Origin of the sequence: Ketobacter sp., from assembly GCF_003671495.1 — a bacterium.
In the GTDB taxonomy this organism is placed as follows: Bacteria; Pseudomonadota; Gammaproteobacteria; order Pseudomonadales; family Ketobacteraceae; genus Ketobacter.
Genome location: NZ_RCHN01000016.1, coordinates 1 through 16,895, shown reverse-complemented (window position 1 = coordinate 16,895; position 16,895 = coordinate 1). Strand labels below are relative to the sequence as shown.

At 57.7% G+C, this 16,895-nt stretch carries 14 protein-coding genes, 1 other RNA gene and 1 pseudogene; 5 read left to right on the top strand and 11 right to left on the bottom strand.

Features of this window, described 5'->3' with window-relative positions; translation table 11 throughout:
• Window positions 1-17: 17 nt before the first annotated feature.
• From carA to hrcA, 7 genes and pseudogenes are all read right to left on the bottom strand, one after another.
• The gene (gene carA, locus D9N14_RS08300; protein WP_290578904.1) at window positions 18-1,145 is read right to left on the bottom strand and encodes a glutamine-hydrolyzing carbamoyl-phosphate synthase small subunit; all 1,128 of its coding nucleotides are present in this window, start codon (window positions 1,143-1,145) and stop codon (window positions 18-20) included.
• Window positions 1,146-1,505: 360 nt separating this feature from the next.
• Window positions 1,506-4,259 (bottom strand): AAA family ATPase, encoded by a 2,754-nt coding sequence (locus D9N14_RS08295; RefSeq protein ID WP_290578903.1) that lies wholly within the window; start codon window positions 4,257-4,259, stop codon window positions 1,506-1,508.
• A gap of 161 nt (window positions 4,260-4,420) precedes the next feature.
• Complete coding sequence (gene dapB, locus D9N14_RS08290; RefSeq protein WP_290578902.1) at window positions 4,421-5,236, bottom strand: 4-hydroxy-tetrahydrodipicolinate reductase; 816 nt, start codon at window positions 5,234-5,236, stop codon at window positions 4,421-4,423.
• Between the two features lie 27 nt (window positions 5,237-5,263).
• A complete protein-coding gene (gene dnaJ, locus D9N14_RS08285; protein WP_290578901.1) occupies window positions 5,264-6,397 on the bottom strand; it encodes a molecular chaperone DnaJ in 1,134 nt (377 codons plus the stop codon).
• Between the two features lie 164 nt (window positions 6,398-6,561).
• Window positions 6,562-8,517 (bottom strand): annotated as a pseudogene (gene dnaK / locus D9N14_RS08280) (molecular chaperone DnaK); the annotation flags it as partial.
• Window positions 8,518-8,700: 183 nt separating this feature from the next.
• Complete coding sequence (gene grpE / locus D9N14_RS08275; RefSeq protein WP_290578900.1) at window positions 8,701-9,297, bottom strand: nucleotide exchange factor GrpE; 597 nt, start codon at window positions 9,295-9,297, stop codon at window positions 8,701-8,703.
• 88 nt (window positions 9,298-9,385) lie between these two features.
• Window positions 9,386-10,417, bottom strand: coding sequence for a heat-inducible transcriptional repressor HrcA (gene hrcA, locus D9N14_RS08270; RefSeq protein WP_290578899.1), 1,032 nt, complete (start codon window positions 10,415-10,417; stop codon window positions 9,386-9,388).
• Between the two features lie 135 nt (window positions 10,418-10,552).
• Between hrcA and recN the strand changes: the two genes are divergently transcribed.
• Window positions 10,553-12,223, top strand: a complete 1,671-nt coding sequence (gene recN, locus D9N14_RS08265; protein ID WP_290578898.1) for a DNA repair protein RecN — start codon at window positions 10,553-10,555, stop codon at window positions 12,221-12,223.
• Between the two features lie 24 nt (window positions 12,224-12,247).
• On the opposite strand, the gene fur is transcribed toward recN, so the two are convergent.
• On the bottom strand, window positions 12,248-12,655 hold the full coding sequence (fur, locus tag D9N14_RS08260) for a ferric iron uptake transcriptional regulator (protein WP_290578897.1): 408 nt from the start codon (window positions 12,653-12,655) through the stop codon (window positions 12,248-12,250).
• 90 nt (window positions 12,656-12,745) lie between these two features.
• Here fur and D9N14_RS08255 point away from each other — a divergent pair, with 90 nt between their 5' ends.
• Window positions 12,746-13,234, top strand: coding sequence for an outer membrane protein assembly factor BamE (locus D9N14_RS08255; RefSeq protein ID WP_290578896.1), 489 nt, complete (start codon window positions 12,746-12,748; stop codon window positions 13,232-13,234).
• Between the two features lie 28 nt (window positions 13,235-13,262).
• Here D9N14_RS08255 and D9N14_RS08250 read toward each other — a convergent pair whose 3' ends face one another.
• The gene (locus D9N14_RS08250; RefSeq protein WP_290578895.1) at window positions 13,263-13,568 is read right to left on the bottom strand and encodes an RnfH family protein; all 306 of its coding nucleotides are present in this window, start codon (window positions 13,566-13,568) and stop codon (window positions 13,263-13,265) included.
• A gap of 1 nt (window position 13,569) precedes the next feature.
• A complete protein-coding gene (locus D9N14_RS08245) occupies window positions 13,570-14,925 on the bottom strand; it encodes a sodium-dependent transporter (RefSeq protein WP_290578894.1) in 1,356 nt (451 codons plus the stop codon).
• A 201-nt stretch (window positions 14,926-15,126) separates the two neighbouring features.
• Between D9N14_RS08245 and smpB the strand changes: the two genes are divergently transcribed.
• Window positions 15,127-15,603: an SsrA-binding protein SmpB gene (gene smpB, locus D9N14_RS08240; protein WP_290578893.1), complete on the top strand. Its 477-nt coding sequence runs from the start codon at window positions 15,127-15,129 to the stop codon at window positions 15,601-15,603.
• A gap of 71 nt (window positions 15,604-15,674) precedes the next feature.
• Window positions 15,675-16,046 (top strand): DoxX family protein, encoded by a 372-nt coding sequence (locus D9N14_RS08235; RefSeq protein ID WP_290578892.1) that lies wholly within the window; start codon window positions 15,675-15,677, stop codon window positions 16,044-16,046.
• On the opposite strand, the gene D9N14_RS08230 is transcribed toward D9N14_RS08235, so the two are convergent.
• Entirely contained in the window at window positions 15,984-16,691 is a 708-nt protein-coding gene (locus tag D9N14_RS08230) for a ceramidase domain-containing protein (protein ID WP_290578891.1), read from the bottom strand. The two genes, D9N14_RS08235 and D9N14_RS08230, sit on opposite strands and share 63 nt — an antisense overlap.
• An 85-nt stretch (window positions 16,692-16,776) precedes the next feature.
• On the opposite strand from D9N14_RS08230, the gene ssrA reads away from it, so the two are divergent.
• Window positions 16,777-16,895: a transfer-messenger RNA gene (ssrA, locus tag D9N14_RS08225) on the top strand; the annotation flags it as partial.

Genomic DNA, 16,895 nt, shown 5'->3' with positions numbered 1-16,895 from the left:
CCGTTGCATTGATTGGCTTACTTGGCGCGTTCTTGCATGAGTTCGATAAAGTGATCGAACAGAGGCGCTGCGTCATGAGGGCCAGGGCTGGCTTCCGGGTGCCCCTGGAAGCTGAAGGCCGGTTTGTCGGTGCGATGGATACCCTGCAGGGAACCGTCGAACAACGACCGGTGGGTAGCCCGCAGATTGGCCGGCAGGGTAGCCTCGTCCGCGGCAAAGCCGTGGTTCTGGCTGGTAATCATGACGGTGTTGTCGTCCAGGTTTTTCACCGGATGGTTGGCACCGTGGTGGCCGAATTTCATCTTCACGGTTTTGGCGCCACTGGCCAGTGCCAGCAACTGGTGACCCAGGCAGATACCGAATACCGGGATGTCGGTCTCCAGGATTTCCTTGATGGCCTGAATCGCATAATCACAGGGCTCCGGATCACCGGGGCCATTGGACAGGAAGACACCATCCGGCTTCATGGCCAACACCTCGCTGGCCGGGGTTTGTGCCGGTACTACGGTCAGGTCGCAGCCGCGATCTGCCAGCATGCGCAAAATATTGCGTTTGACACCGTAGTCATAGGCCACCACCTTGTATCTGCCGTTGTCCTGGCGGGTGTGACCTTTGCCCCAGACCCAGGAGCCTTCTGCCCAATAGTACGGCTCGGATACCGTGACTTCCTTGGCCAGATCCATTCCCTTCAGGCCCGGGAACCCTTTGGCCGCAGCCAGCGCCACTGCCTCATCCACGTTGCCGGCCATGATGCAGCCACCCAGCGCGCCTTTTTCCCGCAGAATTCGGGTGAGCTTGCGGGTGTCGATGTCGGCGATGCCCACAATCCCGTTTTCCCGCAGGTATTCATCCAGGTTTTTCTGTCGCCGCCAGTTACTGGCCAGCAGCGGCAGGTCACGGATGATCATGCCCGAAGCCCAGATCTGGCGGGATTCTTCATCCTCTTCCGTCACGCCGGTATTGCCGATATGGGGATAGGTCAAGGTGACCATTTGTCGGGCATAGGATGGATCGGTCAGGATTTCCTGATAGCCGGTCATCGCGGTATTGAAAACTACTTCGCCTACGGATTGCCCGTCGGCTCCGATGGATACACCCTGAAACAGGGTGCCGTCTTCTAGGGCCAAAATGGCTGGTTTGTTCAAGCCAACCTCCATTGCTGGTCAGTGCGAGTGCAGAGCACGGTAAAACGGCGACAAAACACCAGTTGCAAAAAAGCGGAACGGATTCAGTGAAACCCATCCCGCTTCGTGGATTCTTGCTCTGGTGTGATCAGGACAATGTGGCGGACTCAGTCCTTCAATCCTTCAAAAACTCTGGGCCGAACAGTAGCGGGCTTGATACAGTGAACTGCTAAGCCTTGCTGAATGTCTGTTGGTGAGTGAAAGGATGAAGGACCGCTCCTCCAAGGAGCTGATCGGGCGTATTTTATCGAATTGGGCAGGTGGCGTCCATTGCTTTATGGGCAGCGCAGCCGTCAACCCGCTTCAGTTCATCGCGCCTGGCTAATGAAGCGCGCCCCGCTCCCGAATGCGCCGCTCCAACAGCAAATGGAAGCGTTTGGGCTTGAGCACGTCCTTTTTCCCTACTGTGGAGCGGGTTAAATAGTCCCGCACCAGGAAAGGGTCAGCGTCGTAACGCCGCACCAGCTCGTCCTGGGCCACAGCCCCCAAGCGCCAGGAGGAAGCCACTGCCAACGCCGTTTCGCGGTTTTCCGCCAGGGAGTCCTCATTCTGCAACACCAAGCCCCGGCAATCCTGCACCTCCAACCGCGAGCGAATGCGACCGCCATAGCACCCGACCTGCTTGAGCGCACGGTGATTCATGAAGCGCTCCTCGCCGGCCTCCTGATTCAGTGCAGCCACACTGACCCGCACCACGCTGTGCTGCTCGCCGTCTCGGAAGCGATGCAAGCCCTGCTCACCACACAGATACCCGTAGGCATAGGGGCCCTTCACCCACAACAGGGCCGGCTCGGACTCAGTCATCGGCTCCGCCAACACCTTGACCTCATAACGGCGCTGTTTAGCCCAGCCCTGGTACAGCTCGAACAGAGTTTGCTGCAAAGGGCTCGACTGCCCCACCGGCCGCAGCTCCAGCAGGGCATCCCAACGCTGATCGGAGCCCAGCCCCACCATCTCCAGCTGGGCAGTGGCCAACTGCTCCTGCAGTCGCTCACACGCCTCCGCACTGCGCACCAGAACCTCCCGCCCCGGATCAGTTTCCAGCAGCGCCCGCATATCGGCCACTCGGTTCGCCAATCCCGCCAGCCGGTCCAGCTGACCACCGATATCGTCCGTTTCCAGAATGACTCGATGGGCCGCCACCGGATCTGACCAGAAATCGGCCCGCTGTCGCGCCTGATCCAGTTCGTCCAGACGGGCGATCAGGTGCTCCTCCCCCACCTGCTCCCGCAATCGCTGCAGCTGGGCTGCCATGTCCTGCGCCCCCTGCTTCAGGTCTGCCAAGCGATAACGCTTGCCCTTGCCGCTGGTCACCGGCTCGTTCTGCTGCCGGAACTCGACGCTCTGGGAGGTCTGCTTGACCTGGATGCGGGGGCGGCCATGGAGCAGGCTCATTTTCAGCAACGCGCCCGGCTCCACTGCGTGCTCCATCAAATAGGTGGCAAAGGGCAGGATCACCTGCTGCTGGATTTGCCGCTTGAGAGCCCGGGCACCATAGCGCTGGTCGTAGCCCGTATCCACCACATGCTGCAGCACATCGTCCTCCACCTCCACAATCAGGTTACGGGAGGTGATGCCTTCCCGGGTGAGAATCTGGCGCAGCTCCTTGCGGGCGATGGACTTCACCTGCTCTGGCGCCAACGGATGAAACGACACGATGTGCTGAAAGCGATTAAGCAGCTCCGGGCGAAACTCCGTCTCCAGTGACTCGATGGAAATATTGCTGCCACCCTGGCCGTTTTGGGTGAAGCCCATGGGGGGGCGCTGGGCATCCCGAGCGCCCACGTTGGAGGTCACAATCACGATGGTATTGCGGAAATTCACCTTAGGCCCCTTGGGAGGGCTGACCTGGCCTTCGTCCAGCAACTGCAACAGGATATCCCAGGCGTTGGGGTGCCCCTTCTCGATCTCATCAAACAGAATCACCTGAAAAGGCTGACTGCGCACCGGGTCCAGCAGGCGCGCCTGCTTGTTGGGGTTGCCCGGATCACCCAGCATCATCTGGAATGCGTAATAATCCTTGAATTCCGACATATCGAAGCGCAACAGGCGGGAGGCACTGCCAAACAAGAACACCGCCAGGGCTTTGGCCAGTTCCGTCTTGCCGACACCGGTGGGCCCCACAAACAGGAAGGCCCCCAACGGTCGGGACGGGTCCTGCAAACCGGCCTTGAACAGGGCAATGGTTTCCACCACCGCCTCGATGGCGCCATCCTGGCCGATGACCCGCTCCCGGAACCAGTCGCGGATTTCCCGAATGGATTTGGTTTCGTCCCGACTGATGACAAACGCCGGCAGCCCCGTATAGATGGTGAACACTTTTTCCACAAATTGGGGGGAGATGCTTTCGTGCTCACCGATGTCGGCTTTTTGTTCGCAGTAATCCATTACCTGGTGGGCAAAGTTCAATACTGGCCCAGGCCCCTGACTGGCGGGCAAAAAGCGATCGCACAGATCCAGCAGGCGCTGGCAGGCCGCAGCCTCGATATCGAAGCGGGAACCGTCGAACGCCTGCTGCGCCAACTGCCGGATCTGCTCTGCCTGCAGCGGCTCCACCTGAATCTCTTCAAACTGGTTCAGCAACAGAGGGTGCTTGCGCATCTCGTCCACCACATCCGGGGACGCCTCCGCCAACAACACCAGCCTTTTGGACTGCAGATCCTGCAGAATGAAGTCAAACAGATTGGAAGGGTCGGAACTGCTCACCCCGACGGAGGTGATGTTCCAGATATCCAGCACATAGAGGATGCTTTTCTCTTTCTTGGCGCTGCCGAAGATTACCCCTGCCTTGGTCTGCCACTCCCCCAGGTATTTGGTGTCGCGCATCACGGTCTGGGTGGCCAGCTCCCGCAGCCCCATCTTTTTCTGCTGGGCCAGCTGATGGGCCAGGCCATGGACGATGGCCGACTTACCCACTCCGGGCACGCCCACCAACAGCACCGACTTGCGCTTCTGCAGTGCATCCCACACCTTTCCGATGACATCATCCCGGAACTGCGGTTTGATCAGCTTGTTCTTTCTGGCCAACTGCACCAGATCGCGGGTTTCGTTGTTATACGCCTGCTCGTACGCCATGGTCTCGAATCATCATCTGCTGCGGTGAATGCAGCACATTGATAACAGGAATGGGTTGGATTGCCAAGCCGGCGGAGACATGAAGGGCTGCCGTGCAGGCAGCCCTGATCAGGGATACGCTCTGAAAGGACGGGTCATCAAGAACAGATGCCCGGGATCACTCAACGCAGGCCGAGCACATCCTGCATATCGAACAGGCCCGGCTCCTTGCCGTCCAACCAGCGGCAGGCCCGCACAGCGCCCCGGGCGAAGTTCATGCGGCTGGTGGCTTTGTGGGTTATCTCCACCCGCTCGCCGTCTGCCGCGAACATCACGGTATGCTCGCCCACGATGTCACCGGCACGCACCGTGGCAAAACCAATGGTATCGCGATCACGGGGACCATCCTGGCCTTCGCGGCCATACACCGCCACTTTTCTCAGGTCACGACCGAGGGCGTCGGCCACCACTTCGCCCATGCGCAGGGCAGTGCCGGAAGGGGAATCCACTTTATGGCGATGGTGGGCCTCCACAACCTCGATGTCCACTTCATCCCCCAACACTTTGGCGGCGATCTCCAGCAACTTGAAGCACAGGTTGACCCCCATGCTCATGTTGGGGGCAAACATGATGGCGGTTTTGGTCGCGGACTCCGCCAACTGGGCTTTTTCAGCCTCACTCAGGCCGGTGGTGCCGATGGCCATTTTCTTGCCGTGCTCCGCACAAAAGCGGGCATTGGCCACCGTGGCCGCAGGCGCGGTGAAATCGATCAGAACGTCGAAGTCATCCTTTACTGCTTCCAGGCTGTCGGCCACGGCCACACCCAGCTTACCGATGGCGGCAAGCTCACCGGCGTCAGCGCCGATCAGGGAATTGCCGGGGCGATCGATGGCTGCAGTGAGGGTCACCCCCTCACCTTCTGTCACCGCCTGAATCAGGGCTCGCCCCATGCGGCCCGCTGCGCCGATAACGGCAACACGTACGTCGGAATTACTCACGAAATGGCTTCCTTAAATAGAGGCTGCTTACAACATATCGTCAAAGAAGGATTTCACACCATCAAACCAACCGCTCTTTTTCGGTGATTGGCGATGACCTTCTTTCTCCAGACTTTCCTGGAACTGTTTCAACAAATCTTTCTGTTCTTTGGACAGGTTGACCGGGGTTTCAATGATCACCCGACACAACAGGTCACCGGCGTTGCCACCGCGCACCGGTGTCACCCCTTTGCCCCGCAGGCGGAACAGTTTACCGGTTTGGGTTTCCGATGGAATCTTCAATTTCACCCGACCGTCCAGGGTGGGCACTTCCAATTCGCCGCCCAATGCCGCGTCCACAAAGCTGATGGGCACTTCGGTATACAGATCCTTGCCTTCACGCCGGAAAATGGCGTGCTCGCGCACCGCCACCTGCACGTACAGATCCCCCGCCGGCCCACCGTTCATGCCGGCCTCACCTTCACCGGCCAGACGAATACGATCGCCGGTATCCACGCCCGGTGGAATCTTGACGGAGAGGGTTTTGCGCTTCTCTTTGCGGCCCTGGCCATGACAATCGGAACAGGGGTCCTTGATGATTTTGCCCTGGCCACGACAGGCGGGGCAGGTTTGCTGCACTGAGAAGAAGCCCTGCTGCATGCGCACCTGACCGACGCCACCACAGGTGGTACAAGTCACCGGGCTGGTGCCCTTCTTGGCGCCGGAGCCGTCACAGGTATCGCAGTGCACCATGGTGGGCACACGAATTTCCACACTGGTGCCTTTTACCGCTTCTTCCAGGTCCAACTCCAGGGTATAGCGCAGATCAGAACCGCGATTATTGCGGGAACCACCACGACCTCCGCCACCACCGAAGATATCGCCAAACACATCGCCAAAGATGTCACTGAAGCTGGCACCGGCACCGGCGTGGAAGCCACCACCGCCCATGTTTGGATCGACACCCGCGTGACCATATTGATCGTAAGCGGCTTTTTTCTGTTCGTCAGAAAGCACTTCGTAGGCTTCGGTGGCCTCTTTGAACTTAGCCTCCGCCTCTTTGTCGTCCGGGTTACGGTCAGGGTGATACTTCATGGCCAGCTTGCGGTAGGCTTTCTTGATATCCTGCGCACTGGCGCCTTTGGCGACCCCGAGTACTTCGTAAAAATCTCTTTTCGACATGCGTTCAGACCAATTTGATGTGTTGAATGGTGCGAATTATACCCTTGTCGGATCATGGTGTCCGACACAAAGGCGCGGAGACAGTGCTCCGCGACCCGATAATGCCGTTGACAAGCAGACCGGGCACGACCGCTTCACATCGAAGCGGCCGCACCAGGAGCTGATTACTTCTTGCTTTCGTCCACTTCTTCGAACTCGGCATCCACCGCGTCGTCGGGTGCACCACCGGCTGAGGCTTTGGCATCCGCCGCTGCATCAGTGGCTTCGGCACCGCCCTGGGCCTGCTGCTCAGCATACAAACGCTGGGCCAAGCCGGAGGAGGCTTCCGTCAACGCCTTGGTTTTGGCCTCAATATCGTCTTTGTCATCACCCTTCAGTGCATCTTCCAACGCGGTGATGGCAGACTCAATCGCCGTCTTCTCTTCCGGCTGCACTTTGTCGGCGGCTTCTTCCAGCGTCTTCCTGGTGGCGTGGATCATGCCGTCAGCCTGGTTACGCACGGTCACCAGCTCTTCAAACTTGCGGTCTTCCTCAGCGTGGGATTCCGCATCCCGAACCATTTGCTCGATCTCGTCATCGCTCAGACCGGAAGAGGCCTTGATCACGATCGACTGCTCCTTGCCGGTAGCCTTGTCCTTCGCGCTGACGTTCAGGATACCGTTGGCGTCGATGTCGAAGGTGACTTCGATCTGCGGCATACCCCGTGGCGCAGGCGGAATGTCGGAGAGATCGAAACGGCCCAGGGATTTGTTCTGGGCAGCCTGCTTACGCTCACCCTGACAGACGTGTACGGTAACCGCAGTCTGGTTGTCGTCCGCCGTGGAGAAGATCTGCGATTTCTTGGTCGGAATCGTGGTGTTCTTCTCGATCAGCGGGGTCATCACGCCGCCCATGGTTTCGATACCCAGGGTCAGCGGCGTTACGTCCAGCAGCAATACGTCTTTCACATCACCGGCCAGTACGGCAGCCTGGATGGAAGCACCTACGGCCACCGCTTCGTCCGGGTTTACGTCCTTGCGGGGCTCTTTGCCGAAGAAGGCTTTCACCTTTTCCTGCACCAGAGGCATACGGGTCTGACCACCTACCAGGATGACTTCGTTGATGTCAGAGGCTTTCAGGCCGGCATCCTTCAGCGCGGTTTCGCAGGGCTTCAGGGAATCTTCCACCATTTTCTCAACCAGCGATTCCAACTTGGCTCGGGTCAACTTGATGTTCAAGTGTTTCGGGCCGGAAGCATCTGCGGTGATGTACGGCAGATTCACTTCTGTCTGCTGGCTGGAAGACAGTTCGATCTTGGCTTTTTCCGCCGCTTCTTTCAGACGCTGCAGGGCCAACGGATCGTTGTGCAGATCGATGCCGGAATCCTTCTGGAAGGTATCCGCCAGATATTCGATCAAGCGCAGGTCGAAGTCTTCACCACCCAGGTGAGTGTCACCGTTGGTGGCCAGCACTTCAAACTGGTGCTCGCCATCCACTTCGGCAATTTCGATGATGGAGATATCGAAGGTACCACCACCCAGGTCGTACACCGCTACCACGGAGTCACCGCGCTTCTTGTCCATACCGTAGGCCAGTGCGGCTGCGGTGGGCTCGTTGATGATGCGCTTCACATCCAGACCGGCGATACGGCCGGCATCTTTGGTAGCCTGACGTTGGCTGTCGTTGAAGTATGCAGGCACGGTGATCACCGCTTCGGTCACCGGCTCACCCAGATAGTCTTCTGCGGTTTTCTTCATTTTCTTCAGAATTTCTGCAGATACCTGAGGAGGCGCCATCTTCTTGCCGTGGGCTTCCACCCAGGCATCACCGTTGTCGGACTTGATGATCTTGAAGGGAGCCCGCTTCAAATCTTTCTGCACTTCGTTGTCGGTGAACTTACGCCCAATCAGACGCTTCACCGCGAACAAGGTGTTGTGAGGGTTGGTCACCGCCTGACGCTTGGCGGATTGACCCACCAGGATCTCCCCATCTTCGTTATAGGCAATGATGGAGGGAGTGGTACGATCGCCTTCGCTGTTCTCGATCACTTTGGGCTTGTCGCCTTCCATTACCGCTACGCACGAGTTGGTTGTACCCAGGTCGATGCCGATGATTTTACCCATTTTAAAACTCTCCGCTGATTCGCTCGGTTCGGGCTTGGCAGCCCGTTACGGTTCATGTCTAACTTGTTTTGGAATCGGTGAGTGCTATCGATTCCGTTGTCTGGTTACCTAAATGGGGCCTTCACCCCTCAATTCAAGTGCTTATTCAGGAATAAGCCGCAATTTCTTCGCGCCCCATTTAGCGACATCGGGGTTCTGGGGTCAGGGTGCTTTCGACACCACCACCATGGCGGGGCGCACCAGGCGGCCTTTCAACACATACCCCTTCTGCATGACGGCCATCACGGAATTGGGCTCCATATCCGGGTTGGGCACCATGGACATGGCCTGGTGAAATTCCGGATTGAAGGGCTCCCCCACCGGATTCAGCTGCTCGATACCGTGCTTGGCCAGGGTATCCACGAACATCTTCAGGGTCAGCTCGACACCATCACGCATGGCGGTAACGGCTTCATTTTCCAGACTTTCCGCAGCGTCCAGGGCACGCTCCAGGCTGTCGATAATGGGCAGCAGGTCGGAGGAAAACTTGTCCAGGGCGAACTTGTGGGCGTTTTCCACATCCCGCTCGGAGCGGCGACGGATGTTTTGCACTTCCGCTTGCGCACGCAGCACAGAATCGTTCTGCTCTGTGACCTTGGCCTGCAGCTCCGCCACCTCTGCCAACAGGGATTCCACCGAGGGCGCCTCCAGATTTTCAGCCGCCGGTTCCGCTGCAGGGGCCTGTTCAACAGCCTCCTGCTCCACACCCTGGGCGTGTTGCTCTTCTTCCGGCGGGCGCGTCGCTTCTTCGTTGGACATACACATTCTCCAAATAAAACAAATACTTACCCAAACCCCTCTGAATCGAGGGCGAGGTTCTCTGAAAAATTTGAAGGCTATATGGGGGTTAACTGGCAGGCTTCAAGGCCGCAGAGAGAATTTTTGCTGTTAAATCAACCATGGGAATGACTTTCTGGTAGGGCATGCGGGTAGGGCCAATCACCGCCAACACCCCCAGCACCTCATCCTCAGTGCCGTACGTGGAGGAAATCAGGCTGCACTGATCCAGCATTTCATAGCCGGATTCCTGGCCGATATAAATCTGGATCCCATCGGCGTTGACGCAATGATCCATCAGATCCAGCAGATCGCGCTTGCGCTGGAAGGCATCAAACAACTCCCGCAACCGATCTAAACCCCGCTCATCCGCCATGGTCAGCAGGTTGGACTGGCCGGACACCACGCAATCCGGCTGGGGGCTGGGCTGAAAGCTCTGGGAGGCCACTTCAATCACCGTCTGCATCAGGGAATCCATGTGGGTTTTGTCATCCTGCATGGCTTTCAGCAAGCGCTCGCGAATAGCCCCCAACGGATTGCCGATAAAATGCTGGTTCAGGTAATTGGCGGCCTGTTGTAACTCGGACTCGCTGTAGCGGCGGTTGGTGGTGATGATGCGGTTCTGCACCTCCCGGTCGTTGAGCACCAGAATCACCAGCACCCGCTTGCCTTCCAGGGGCAGGAACTCCACCTGGCGCAGGCTGGACCGGTCACTTTTCGGCACCATCACAATGCCCGCCATGGAGGTAAGATCTGACAACACCTCCGAGGCCTCTTCCATCAATTCCTGAGGCGTTTTATCCGGCAATAATCGTTGCCGCACCCGGTCCACGTTTTCCTTGCCGGGTGAGGACACCGTCAGCAGAGTGTCCACGAACATACGATACCCCAGCGGCGTGGGCACCCGGCCGGCGGACGTGTGGGGAGAGTGGATCAACCCGCGCTGTTCCAGCTGGGCCATCACATTGCGGATGGTGGCCGGGCTGGCAGAGTTGACCATGGACTGGGCAATGGCCTTGGAGCCCACCGGCTCGCCATCCTGGATGTAGCGCTCCACCAGCGCCTTCAACACCTCTTCTGCCCTGTCAATCTTCGGTCTCATGGCCACTCTGTCAGATGTTTGAAAATTCGTACGTTTTTTGATTCTAGCGCGGCTTTCCCGATGGCGACAAGCCACCAATTTCCCTATTATGGGAGCACTTCAACACGATCAACCAGGCGCGATCCCGACCCCCTTATGCTCACACACATCAATATCAGCAACTTTGCCATTGTCGAACAGCTGGATCTGGACATCCCCAACAAACTGACGGTGATCACCGGGGAAACCGGCGCCGGCAAGTCCATCATGATTGATGCCCTGGGGCTGGCCCTGGGGGACCGGGCAGAATCCGGTTCGGTACGCCACGGGGCGGACAAAGCCGAGATCCTGGCCACGTTTGATGTCCACAACAATCCCGACGCCCGAGCCTGGCTGCAATCCCGGGACCTGGACGCCGACCACGAGTGCATCCTGCGCAGAGTAGTGTCTGCCGACGGTCGCAGCCGCGCCTACATCAACGGCACGCCCTCCCCGGTTCAAAGCCTGAAGGAACTGGGTGAAATGTTAGTAAGCATTCACGGACAGCATGAACACCAGGCCCTGCTGAAGAAAGACACCCACCGGGCCCTGCTGGATGAGTTCGCCGGCCTCAATGACCTGGCCAAATCGGTGTCCGAGGCCTTTCGTCACTGGCAGAAGGAACTGCAGGCCTATGAACATTTTCGCGACCACGCCAAGGAAATGCAGGACCGGGCGGATTTGCTGCGTTTCCAGATCAACGAACTGGACGAACTGAAACCGCAACCGGGGGAACTGGCGGAACTGGAAGCGGAGCACAAGAAGCTCTCCAACGTGGAATCCCTCCTCAGCCGGGGGCAACAGGCGCTGACCGGCCTGTGCGAAGGGGACAGCACTGTGCTGGACCAGGCCCATGCCATTCTGCAGCTATTAAAGGACATGCTGGAGGAAGACCCCGGCCTTAAGGATGTGGTGGAAATGGTGGACAGCGCGCGCATCCAACTGGACGAAGCCGGCTCCAGCCTGCGCCACTACCTGGACGGCCTGGACCTTGATCCGGAGCGCTACCAGGAACTGGATAACCGGGTCTCCGGCTACTTTCACCTGGCCCGCAAACACCGGGTGGACCCCCACCAACTGGCGGATCTGTGGCAAGAGCTGCAGACAGAGCTGGACGCCATCGACGGTGGCGACGAAAAACTGGCCAAATTGGAAAAAGCGGCCCAGAACGCCCGCGAGGACTACTTGAAAGCCGCGGAAAAGCTGTCCAAAGGCCGCGCCAGGGAAGCCCGCAAACTGAGCAAGCTGATCACGGAGAAAGTACAACCCCTGGGCATGCCCGGTGCAGAGTTTCAGGTGGACCTGCAGCCCCTGGGTGAGGAACAGTACAACGCCCACGGACTGGAAGTGGTTGAATTCATTGTACGCACCAACCCCGGCCAACCCGCCAAGCCGCTCAACAAGGTGGCCTCCGGGGGGGAGCTGTCCCGCATCAGCCTGGCCATTCAGGTGGCCTGCGCCGCCAAAACCAATGTGGCCACCCTCGTATTCGATGAGGTGGACGTGGGAATCGGGGGGGCAGTGGCCCAGATCGTCGGCCGCCTGTTGCGGGAACTGGGCACCGACAACCAGGTAATGTGCGTAACCCACCTGCCCCAGGTAGCGGCCCAGGGTCACACCCACCTGCATGTCAACAAGCAAACCAGCCGCAACCAGACCCATACGGATATCGCAGAGCTGTCACAGGATGAAAAAGTAGCGGAAATTGCCCGCATGCTGGGGGGCTTGAAGATCACAGACCAGACCCTGGCCCATGCAAAGGAACTGATCGAGGAAAGCCAGACCTAGGCTTTCCTCAATCGGCACACTGGCCTATTTTTTCGGTTTCACATACAGCACGAGATTATGGTCCACCAGTTCAAAGCCGTGCTTGGCGGCTATGGCGTGCTGCAACGCTTCGATCTCAGTGTCAACAAACTCGATGACCTTGCCCGAATCCACACACACCATGTGGTCATGGTGATCGCCTTTATCCAGTTCGAACACTGCATGGCCACCGTCGAAGTTCAGGCGACTGACCAGGCCGGCGCTTTCAAACTGGGTCAAAACCCGATAAACCGTCGCCAGTCCGACGTCATCACCGGCATCCAGCAACGCCTTATAGACGTCTTCCGCACTCATGTGATGGCTGTCTGAAGCTTCCAGGATCTGCAGGATTTTGACGCGGGGCAAGGTGACTTTCAGGCCGGCCTTGCGCAATTCCTGATTTTCATTTGTCATAGGGATCTTTCTTCGTTTTCCGGTTTCTAAAGAAACCGGGTTACCTGTATGATGTCCGTTTTTTGCGAAGATAGTGGAAAACAATACCAGATGCAAAACTTGTTGAATGCTTTCCGCCGCAGCAAGCCAGCTGCTTTACTGATTATAGTCGTTGCTGTGGCCATGACCGGCTGCAGCTCCCTGCGCTTCCCGGGTGTGTTCCGCATTGACGTGGGCCAGGGCAACCTGATCACCAAGGAAATGCTGGACAAACTCCGCGTGGGCATGACTCCCCGGCAGGTGGAGTATGTGATGGGCTCGCCGATGATTGCGGACACGTTCCACCCGAACCGTTGGGACTACATGTACAGCCTGGAGACCGGCAAAGGCATTCTGGTGCAAAACCAGCTCACCTTGTTTTTTGAGAACGAACGCCTGGCGAAGATAGATACCAGCCGCTACAAAGACCCGGAAGCGTTACGCAACGATCTGCTGAAACAAATGGGTATCGAGCTGCCCACGCAGCCAACGCCCGCCGGAGAGCCTGAGAACGCCCCCCAGAAGGAAACCACTGAGCCGGCGCCAAGCACCGAAACCTGAGCCAGCGCCCCCCAGTAATCCGCTATTGCTATTCCTCGCCGGCCGCTTTTTTGGCGGCCCGCTTCTTGCGGACTTCCTTGGGGTCGGCAATCAGGGGCCGATAGAGTTCCACCCGCTCCCCTTCTTCCAACACCCGCTCCTTCGGTTTGCGTTCCGCCTTGCCGAACACCCCCATGGGGATGCTGTTGATATCCAGGCCCTCAAACTTGTCCGCAATACCGGATTGCACCACCGCATCGAACATGGTGGTGCCCTTTTTCACCGTGAGCGGGATAATCATCTGCTTTTCAGGCAAAGCATAAGCCACTTCCACTTGAATCATTACGTCACTCATTTTATTCCATCAGCTTGTTGAGCATCACCACGGCTACGCCCACCGGCGACACAAAACGCACCAGGAAGAACCAGATTTTGTAAATAGTGGGATGATCGATATCCACTTCCTTGCGCACAATGGCGCGATCCATCACCCAAGCCACGAAGATACAAATCAGCAGGCCACCCAGCGGCAACATTATATTGGTGGTGAGCTTATCCAGAAAATCAAATATGGTCTCATCGAAGATCTTCACATCAGACCAAATGTTCAGGGAAAGCGCGCAGGCCACGCCCAACACCCAGGCAACCACCCCCACGATCAACGCCGCCACTCCGCGGTTCATGCCCAGGGTTTCCACCGCCCAGGCCACAGCCGGTTCCGCCAGCGAAATAGCAGAACTCCAGGCCGCCGCCACCACCAGCACAAAGAACATGGTGCCCAGCACCACGCCACCGGGCATCTGGCTGAAGGCAATGGGTAGAGTCTGGAACATGAGGGAAGGTCCGGCTCCCGGCTCCAAACCATTGGCAAACACGATGGTGAAGATCACCATCCCCGCCACAATGGCCACCAGGGTATCCAGCACCCCCACGGTGACGACCGTTGCAGCCAGGCTCTGCTGGCGCGACATATAGGCGCCATAGGCCATGATGGCACCCATTCCCAGGCTCAGGGTAAAGAAAGAATGACCGAGGGCACTGAGTACGGCCTCTTCTGTCAACTTGCCGAAATCCACCTTGAACAGAAAGCGCAGGCTGTCGGTAAAGGCCTCCTGGGTCATGGAATACCCCAGCAGAAGCAGCAGCATGATGAACAGCAGCGGCATCAGCAGCTGGACGGCCATCTCCAACCCTTTATGGATACCATTGGCCACCACCACCACTGTCATGGCAATGAACACCGTGTGCCAGTCCACCAATTTGGCGGGGTCACTCACCAGATTGCCGAATTCACCGCTGATCACCTCCGCTTCCTGGCCGGTGAACGTACCGCTGGCCATCAGGTACACATAAGATACCGCCCAACCGGCCACCACACTGTAGAAAGACAGAATCAGCATTCCGGCCACGGCACCAAGCCAACCAATCCCGCCCCAGAATGGCGTGGCCTGAGCCTCGTCCGCCAGCTTGTGCATACTGTTAATCGGGCTGGCGCGACCGCGGCGCCCCAACAGGATTTCCGCCAGCATCACCGGGATACCGATCGCAGCAATAAAACACAGATAGATCAGGACGAATGCACCACCGCCGTTCTCACCTGCCATATAAGGAAACTTCCAGATATTGCCCAACCCCACTGCGGAGCCGGTGGCCGCCAGCACAAAGGTCCAGCGTTTGGTCCAGATACCATGAATTGATTGCTGCTCTGACATAGGCAGTCCTTTATGCGAAGCGATTATCGGAATTGTAATAAGCAGGCGCGCCCTAATAACACCCCCAGCGCAAAGGTCATTTTCCTAGCGTTTTTGCAGACTGTCAAAACAACGCAGGCTGTTTTTGGTTTTGAATGCCAAAAGCCCTATACTTAGCGGCCCGGTCCATTCCGGAGAACTGGATACATCAGCGCGGAAACTATGTCGAAAGCCAACAAAAAATCCGGCGGCGGCTCCACCATCGCCCTCAACAAGAAAGCCAAGCACGAATTCTTCCTGGAAACCCGCTTTGAAGCCGGCCTGGCACTGGAAGGCTGGGAAGTGAAAAGCCTGCGGGAAGGGAAAGTCAACTTCATGGACAGCTACGTGCTCATGAAGGACGGCGAAGCGTTTTTGTTTGGCTGCCACATATCCCCGCTGTCGACGGTGTCCACCCACTTTGTGCCGGACCCCACCCGCACCCGCAAACTGCTGTTGCACAGAAGTGAATTGGGCCGCATCTTTAGCGCCATCACCAAAAAACAGCTCACCTGTGTGCCCCTGGCCCTGTACTGGAAAAACGGGGTGGTGAAATGTGAAATCGCACTGGCCAAAGGTAAAAAGCTGCACGACAAGCGCGCCACCGAAAAAGATCGCGACTGGAACCGGGAAAAGAGCCGGGTTCTCAAGAGCAGCTGAATACGGTCAACGGCAGTTGACCATATAGCCTTTCAACGCTACAGTGGACACCCAACTTAACGGTGTCCGACATGATTCTGAGTGCGCAAGTCATCGCAACCCTTCTGGCGGTATTTTTTCTGGTAACCGGCTGGCTGAAGGCCAGCGGCCATCCGCACATGATCGAGGAGTTCGACAAGTTTCAGTACCCGCACTGGCTGCGGATTCTGGCGGGGGTTCTGGAGCTGATCGCAGCACCGGCCATGTTACTGGTCTGGTGGTGGCCGCACTGGGCCAGCTTGGGGGCGCTGGTGATCAGCGCCGTGATGGTGGGCGCGGCCTATACCAATTTCGTGAAACGGCCTGCAGTGTTCGGCTGGGGTACGGTGGTGATTCTCCTGCTATGCGCTTACCCGGCGCTGGTATTCTTCCCCTGGCAATGGCTCTCCGCTGCTATTCAATAGCAAAGCCCTGATGGAGAGATACAACACTGCGGCATTACACAGGTGCCACAGGAAATGCGTCCCCACAGGCCAGACTGAGCAAAACGCCATGTCCAGGGTCCGAAAGCCAAGGGACAGGCAAAACAAAGCAAACGCCCCCAACAAAGTAAAGCGCCCTACCCGATCGGTCAGCAGGTGATACAACGCCAGGGTAAACACCCCCACCAGCGCACCGGCATACATTTCCGAACCGTTCGCCGGTGACGGAGAATCCGGGCTCAGCCCAAGCAGGGTTTTCAGTTGAAAGCCGGCCACCACCAGCACAAAGAACGCCACCATCAATAGCCCGGCCCAGGGACGGCCGAGCTGGATGACCTCACGGCTGTACAGCCAGAGAAAAGCCGTCTGAAACACCAGGATGGGGATGATGTCCGCCAGCTCCGCCCAGCCGGTGGCAAAGGTGTGAAACAGAAAGCTGCCGACACCGATACTGAACAGCACCGCAATCAGAAAGCGGTGCCCTGTGGACTGGGCCGACAGGCGTTGCATCATATTCCACGCCAACCACGCAGCGAGTATGAACGCCAGGTTGGTGACCGCATTCAGCGGTTCAGCCCAGAATGCTGCCCCGACCCGCTCACAATAATTATCAATACTTTCAAACAAAGCCTGCCCCTCATTTAATGATGGAACTTTACGATAAATAATTGGTCATACGAAGTGTCATTATGATGATATAATGGCAGATTCTGGGGGCGACATTGGCTTCGACGTCGATTACGAACCCTTAGGTGCATGTCGTGTGGGTAGCAACACACGTACTTCAAGTGCTGCAAATGATAGTTGCAAACGACGACAACTACGCTTTAG

Excerpts from the sequence above, each read along its gene's own strand:
- D9N14_RS08245 (WP_290578894.1), bottom strand. The coding sequence starts at position 14,925 with ATGTCAGAGCAGCAATCAATTCATGGTATCTGGACCAAACGCTGGACC.
- hrcA (WP_290578899.1), bottom strand. The coding sequence starts at position 10,417 with ATGAGACCGAAGATTGACAGGGCAGAAGAGGTGTTGAAGGCGCTGGTG.
- fur (WP_290578897.1), bottom strand. The coding sequence starts at position 12,655 with ATGACAAATGAAAATCAGGAATTGCGCAAGGCCGGCCTGAAAGTCACC.
- grpE (WP_290578900.1), bottom strand. The coding sequence starts at position 9,297 with ATGTCCAACGAAGAAGCGACGCGCCCGCCGGAAGAAGAGCAACACGCC.
- D9N14_RS08255 (WP_290578896.1), top strand. The coding sequence starts at position 12,746 with ATGCAAAACTTGTTGAATGCTTTCCGCCGCAGCAAGCCAGCTGCTTTA.
- dnaJ (WP_290578901.1), bottom strand. The coding sequence starts at position 6,397 with ATGTCGAAAAGAGATTTTTACGAAGTACTCGGGGTCGCCAAAGGCGCC.
- D9N14_RS08250 (WP_290578895.1), bottom strand. The coding sequence starts at position 13,568 with ATGAGTGACGTAATGATTCAAGTGGAAGTGGCTTATGCTTTGCCTGAA.
- recN (WP_290578898.1), top strand. The coding sequence starts at position 10,553 with ATGCTCACACACATCAATATCAGCAACTTTGCCATTGTCGAACAGCTG.
- smpB (WP_290578893.1), top strand. The coding sequence starts at position 15,127 with ATGTCGAAAGCCAACAAAAAATCCGGCGGCGGCTCCACCATCGCCCTC.
- D9N14_RS08295 (WP_290578903.1), bottom strand. The coding sequence starts at position 4,259 with ATGGCGTACGAGCAGGCGTATAACAACGAAACCCGCGATCTGGTGCAG.
- D9N14_RS08235 (WP_290578892.1), top strand. The coding sequence starts at position 15,675 with ATGATTCTGAGTGCGCAAGTCATCGCAACCCTTCTGGCGGTATTTTTT.